Below are 6692 nucleotides of genomic sequence, written 5' to 3'. Positions count from 1 at the left end.
GCCCGCAGGTTAATGACAAAGTGCCCGTAACAGGTGAAAACAGGCAGATCGTAAAGACGCCGTAAACCCTTCCCTGGGGGCTCGAGCCGCGCCTTCCCTGGCGCGGACGCTTTACTCTTCTACCTGTCCTCACCTTGCAAGATCGAGCCGTTGAGGTTTGTCAGCAGTCTGAGGCCACCGCAAGGTGGCCTCAGGTGTCGAACTAACACTGAAACCAGTGCACTCGATATTATTTGTTACTTTGGTAAACCGCTTTCACAGCATTACCAATTTCTGCCAGGCTACGTACCGTTTTCACCCCTGCCGCTTCCAGCGCAGCGAATTTGTCATCCGCCGTTCCTTTACCGCCAGCAATAATGGCACCCGCATGGCCCATACGTTTGCCTTTTGGCGCAGTTACGCCTGCGATGTAACCCACCACAGGTTTAGTCACGTGCTCTTTAATATAAGCAGCGGCTTCTTCTTCGGCGTTACCACCAATTTCACCGATCATCACAATGACTTCAGTCTGTGGATCTTCCTCGAACAACTTCAGAATATCGATGAAGTTAGAACCTGGGATCGGGTCGCCACCAATGCCAACACAGGTTGACTGACCGAAACCGATATCCGTAGTTTGTTTTACCGCTTCATAAGTCAGGGTGCCTGAACGGGAAACGATCCCCACTTTGCCCGGCAAATGAATGTGGCCCGGCATGATACCAATCTTACATTCACCTGGGGTGATAACACCCGGGCAGTTCGGGCCGATCATCCGCGTATCAGACTGTTCTAATCTGACTTTTACCACCAGCATATCCAGTGTTGGGATGCCTTCAGTAATACAGATAATCAATTTGATACCTGCATCGATAGCTTCCAGAATAGAATCTTTACAGAACGGTGCTGGCACGTAGATAACAGATGCCGTCGCACCGGTGGTTTCTACTGCTTCACGCACCGTATTGAACACCGGCAGGCCCAGGTGCTGAGTTCCACCTTTACCTGGCGTGACACCGCCAACCATTTTTGTACCGTAAGCAATGGCTTGTTCGGAGTGGAAAGTCCCCTGGCTACCGGTAAAACCCTGGCAAATAACTTTGGTGTTTTTATCAATTAAAATAGACATTATTTAGCCCCTACTGCCGCTACAACTTGCTGAGCCGCATCGGTCAGGCTGGTCGCAGCAATGATATTCAAACCGCTATCTGCCAGCTTTTTGGCACCCAGTTCGGCGTTATTCCCTTCCAGACGAACCACTACTGGCACGTTGACCCCCACTTCTTCAACGGCACCAATGATGCCGTCGGCGATCAGGTCACAGCGCACAATACCGCCGAAGATGTTAACGAAAACCGCTTTCACTTTGTCGTCAGACAAAATGATTTTGAAGGCTTCAGTCACCCGCTCTTTGGTTGCACCACCGCCAACATCAAGGAAGTTAGCCGGTTCGCCGCCGTGCAGTTTCACGATGTCCATGGTACCCATGGCCAGACCGGCACCGTTAACCATGCAACCAATGTTGCCATCTAAAGCCACATAGTTCAGTTCCCACTGTGCTGCCTGTGCTTCACGTTCATCTTCTTGAGATTTGTCACGCATTTCACGCAGTTCTGGTTGACGGAACAGAGCATTGCCATCGGCACCCAGTTTGCCATCCAGACAAATCAGATCGCCCTGTTTGGTAATAACCAGCGGGTTGATCTCAACCATTGCCAGATCACGTTCCAGGAATAAAGTCGCCAGCCCCATAAAAATCTTAGTGAACTGAGCAACTTGCTTACCGGTCAGGCCCAGCTTAAAGGCTAATTCACGGCCCTGATATGGCTGTGGACCCGTCAAGGGATCTAAAGCAATTTTGTGGATCAATTCAGGGGTATCTTCAGCAACTTTCTCAATTTCAACACCACCTTCGGTGGATGCCATAAACACCACGCGGCGGGAGCTACGGTCAATAACGGCCCCCAGATACAGCTCTTTGTCGATATCAGTTGCTGCTTCAACCAAAATCTGGTGAACCGGCTGACCATGGGCATCTGTCTGGTAAGTAACCAGTTTTTTACCCAACCACTGTTCAGCGAAAGCACGAATATCCTCTTTGCTGTTGACCAATTTCACGCCGCCCGCTTTACCACGGCCACCCGCATGTACCTGACATTTAACCACCCACGGGCCAGCACCGATTTTAGATGCGGCTTCTTCTGCTTCACGCGGTGTGGTACAGGCGTAGCCAGTTGGCGCTGGCATGCCATACCGAGCAAACAGTTGTTTTGCCTGATATTCGTGTAAATTCATGATGTTCTATCCATATAAGGTCTGAGATGGGCCGAAGCCTACTAGGTAGCCTGATTGCGCGGAGGCAGGTCATCAACACCTTGCAATCAGACTGACCTTGTCATTTATCTTTTTTATACATCGAGTAGTAAGCGAGCTGGATCTTCCAGCATCTCTTTCACCGTCACCAGATAGCCAACAGACTCACGGCCATCGATCAATCGGTGATCGTAGGACAATGCCAAATACATCATTGGCAGAATCACTACCTGACCATTAACCGCCATTGGCCTATCTTTAATGGCATGCATGCCAAGGATCGCGCTTTGTGGTGGGTTAATGATCGGTGTCGACATCAGTGAGCCGAATACGCCACCATTGGTAATGGTGAAATTACCGCCGGTCAATTCTTCCACTTTCAGTTTGCCGTCACGGCCTTTTACCGCCAGTTCTTTGATTTTTTTCTCAATATCAGCCATGCCCATGGTGTCCACATCGCGCAATACCGGGGTAACCAGGCCGCGTGGGGTAGAAACCGCAATACTGATATCAAAGTAATTGTGGTAAACCACCTCTTCGCCATCGAGAGAAGCATTCACTTCCGGATAACGTTTCAGCGCTTCAACTACCGCTTTGATATAGAAGGACATAAAGCCCAGACGGACACCGTGGCGCTTCTCGAAAGCTTCGCCGTACTGCTTACGCAAGTCCATGATTGGCTTCATGTTGATTTCGTTAAACGTCGTCAACATCGCAGTGCTGTTCTTAGCTTCCAACAGACGCTCGGCAACACGTTTACGCAGGCGAGTCATTGGCACCCGTTTTTCACTGCGACTCGCCAGAGCTACTGGTGCTGAGGTTTCAACCGCGGCTACCGGTGCCGCTGCTGATTTACGGTTTGCCAGATGGCTATCAACATCTTCACGGGTGATACGGCCACCCACGCCGCTACCTTTAATGGCAGTGGCATCAAGCTCATGCTCAGCAATCAGGCGACGAATTGCCGGGCTGAGGGTATCGTTGCTTTCGGCTTCCAGGCTGGCGGTCTGACGCTGGGCCGGTGTGGACTCCGTGCTTTGGCTTTTTTCTTCCGTTGGCTTGCCTGAGCTGTCACTTGGACGAATACGGCCCAACACCTGACCTGAGAGCACTGTTGCCCCTTCGTCTTCCAGGATAACGTCCAAAATACCGTCCTGACTGGCCGGAACTTCCAGAATCACTTTGTCCGTTTCAATCTCGACCAGCACTTCATCACGTTTGACGCTATCGCCTGCTTTCTTGTGCCAAGTTGCTACAGAGCCATCGGCGACAGACTCAGGGAGGTCAGGAACATTAATATCTACGCTACTCATTCTCTATCCTTTATATGTTAACCGGCTCGCTATTCAACTGTCAGCGCGTCATTAACCAAATCTTGTTGTTGTTTCTGATGTACGGACATGTATCCAACGGCCGGTGAAGCGGATGCCGGGCGGCCTGCATAACGCAAGGAAGCACCAAATGGAATCACTTCACGGAAGTTGTGTTGGCTACAATACCAGGCACCCTGGTTGAGCGGCTCTTCCTGACACCAGACGAAATCATGTACATGAGTAAATTGCGCCAACACGGCCTGAACAGCATGATGTGGGAACGGATAAAGCTGCTCAATACGCACGATAGCGACATTGGTTTGCCCATTTTTACGGCGCTGCTCCAGCAGATCATAATAGACTTTGCCTGAACACATCACGACCCGTTTGACGCCTTTCGCGTCCATTTCGTCAACTTCACCGATAGCTGGCAAGAAGCTGCCATTGGCCAAATCATCCAAGGATGATACGGCTAACGGATGACGCAACAATGACTTAGGTGACATGACCACCAGCGGACGGCGCATTCCACGTAGCGCCTGACGGCGGATCATGTGGTACACCTGTGCCGGCGTTGATGGGATACACACTTGCATGTTTTGTTCGGCACAAAGTTGCAGATAACGTTCCAATCGTGCGGAGGAGTGTTCTGGACCTTGCCCTTCGTAACCATGTGGCAGCAGCATCACCAGACCGCACATCCGACCCCATTTTTGCTCACCAGAGCTAATGAACTGGTCGATAACAACCTGAGCACCATTGGCAAAGTCACCGAACTGCGCTTCCCAGAGAGTCAGAGTGCGGGGTTCTGCGGTGGCATAACCGTATTCGAATGCCAACACCGCTTCTTCTGACAGTACCGAGTCCCAGACTTGGAAATCACCCTGCCCACTGTGCACATTCGCCAGTGGCACATAAACCGAGCCATTTTTCTGGTTATGAATGACTGCATGGCGATGGAAGAAGGTACCGCGCCCTGCGTCTTCACCGGACAAACGAATCGGGATCCCTTCATCTACCAGCGTCGCGTAGGCCAGCGTTTCAGCTCCCCCCCAGTCGAATGGCTTCTCGCCGTTTGCCATCAAGGCGCGATCACCGTAGATCTTGGCAACACGGGATTGCATTTCAATGGCTTGTGGTGCCTGGCTGATACGACGCGCCAAATCTTGCAGCCGTTTCATTTCAACTTTGCTTGGGTATTCTTCATCCCACTCATGGTTCAGGTACGGTGACCAGGTGAAGGATTGCAGATTCATCGGACGCCACTCTTCCACCACGCATTCGCCTCTATCCAGCGCATCGCGATACAAGTTAACCATTTCAGTGGCATCTTCCAGACTAGCGATGTTCTGCTCGGTCAGTTTGTCTGCATAAATTTTACGCGGTGTCGGGTGTTTTTTGATCTTCTGATACATCACTGGCTGCGTTGCACTTGGCTCATCGGCTTCGTTATGCCCATGGCGACGGTAGCAAACCAGGTCGATCATCACGTCACGTTTAAAGGTATTACGGAAATCCAACGCCAGTCGGGTAACAAACGCCACCGCTTCTGGATCATCCGCATTTACGTGGAAAATCGGTGCCTGTACCATTTTGGCAATATCAGTACAATATTGGGTAGAACGTGCATCCAGCGGATTCGAGGTGGTGAAACCAATCTGGTTGTTGATAACAATGCGTACCGTCCCGCCCACTTCATAGCCGCGAGCCTGTGACATGTTCAAGGTTTCTTGCACCACCCCCTGGCCGGTAATCGCCGCATCACCATGAATGGTGATAGGCAGTACCATATTGCTGCGGGCTTCATCCAGACGGTCACGGCGTGCGCGTACCGAACCGATAACAACCGGGCTGACAATTTCCAAGTGAGATGGATTAAAGGCCAGCGCCAAGTGAACCAGACCGCCTTCGGTTTCCACATCGGATGAGAAGCCTTGGTGATATTTAACGTCACCGGTACCCAGATGTTCTTTATGCTTTCCGGCAAATTCATCGAACAAATCTTCCGGTTTCTTGCCCAACACGTTAATCAAGACATTCAGGCGACCACGGTGGGCCATCCCGAGAACCACTTCACGTGTGCCATTTTTACCGGCATGGCGGATCATTTCTTTCAGCATGGTGACCAGCGAATCGCCGCCCTCCAGCGAGAAACGCTTAGCACCGGGGAATTTAGCCCCTAAATAACGTTCCAGACCTTCAGCGGCAGTCAGTTCGCTCAGGAAACGGCGCTTCTCTTCAACGCTGAATGTCGGTTTCCCGACCACCGACTCAATACGCTGCTGAATCCAGCGTTTTTCTTCGGTGTTAGTAATGTGCATGTATTCAGCGCCAATAGGGCCACAATAGGTCTGCTTCAGTGCGGTATACAAGTCAGACAACTTCATGGTTTCTTTGCCAATAGCAAAAGAGCCCACATTGAAGGTGTTCTGGAAATCGGCTTCGGTCAGGTTGTGATAAGAGGGTTCTAGGTCTGGAACAGATTCTTGCTTCCACAAACCGAGTGGGTCGAGGTTGGCATGTTGATGGCCACGGAAGCGGAAAGCATTGATTAACTGCAACACCTTAACTTGCTTGACATCATTTTCAGGATCGCTGATGGATGAGTTATAACGAGAGGGATCCTTCGCCAGGCGACGGAAATACTCACGTGTTTGAGAGTGGAACTGATCAGGTTTTACACCCGTTGTTGGTAGCTGTTGAAAAATTGAACGCCAACTATCATCAACGGAACCAGGATCAGTTAAAAAGTCTTCATAGAGCTGCTCTATGTAGGACTGGTTCGCGCCCGCCAGATAGGAGGAATCCAGCCAGGCCTTCATTGCGCCGTTCTGCATCATGATCCCTTAAGCTTTGAAGCTTCAGTTTTCGCCGTGGTTAACATATACACCGTAATATCAACGGTTTGCCGTAAAAACGGTTCACTCGACGTGCTCAATGCACGTTCTGTTATGGACCTTAACGGTCCCGTTCAAGGAACCTCTAAAAGCAGACAGCGTGCCCGCTTTTAGAGATTCCCTACCTTGAAGCAATCTGGGGAACCATTCCCCAGATTAATAAACTTACATTATGCACTACGTTACAACA

The 6692-nt window shown here is 50.7% G+C and carries 4 protein-coding genes; all 4 read right to left on the bottom strand.

The genetic code is table 11. From position 1 onward, the window contains the following. Positions 1-229: 229 nt before the first annotated feature. A complete protein-coding gene (sucD, locus tag AEP37_RS05900; protein WP_049611271.1) occupies positions 230-1108 on the bottom strand; it encodes a succinate--CoA ligase subunit alpha in 879 nt (292 codons plus the stop codon). Further along, complete coding sequence (sucC, locus tag AEP37_RS05895) at positions 1108-2274, bottom strand: ADP-forming succinate--CoA ligase subunit beta (protein WP_049611269.1); 1167 nt, start codon at positions 2272-2274, stop codon at positions 1108-1110. Before sucC ends, sucD begins: the two co-directional genes overlap by 1 nt. A gap of 113 nt (positions 2275-2387) precedes the next feature. After that, a complete protein-coding gene (odhB, locus tag AEP37_RS05890) occupies positions 2388-3605 on the bottom strand; it encodes a 2-oxoglutarate dehydrogenase complex dihydrolipoyllysine-residue succinyltransferase (RefSeq protein ID WP_049611265.1) in 1218 nt (405 codons plus the stop codon). A gap of 29 nt (positions 3606-3634) precedes the next feature. Then, positions 3635-6442 (bottom strand): 2-oxoglutarate dehydrogenase E1 component, encoded by a 2808-nt coding sequence (gene sucA / locus AEP37_RS05885; protein ID WP_049611262.1) that lies wholly within the window; start codon positions 6440-6442, stop codon positions 3635-3637. Positions 6443-6692: the final 250 nt, after the last annotated feature.

The organism is Yersinia pekkanenii, assembly GCF_001152565.1.
GTDB classification, from domain to species: Bacteria; Pseudomonadota; Gammaproteobacteria; order Enterobacterales; family Enterobacteriaceae; genus Yersinia; species Yersinia pekkanenii.
This window is presented reverse-complemented; position numbering and strand designations above follow the sequence as displayed.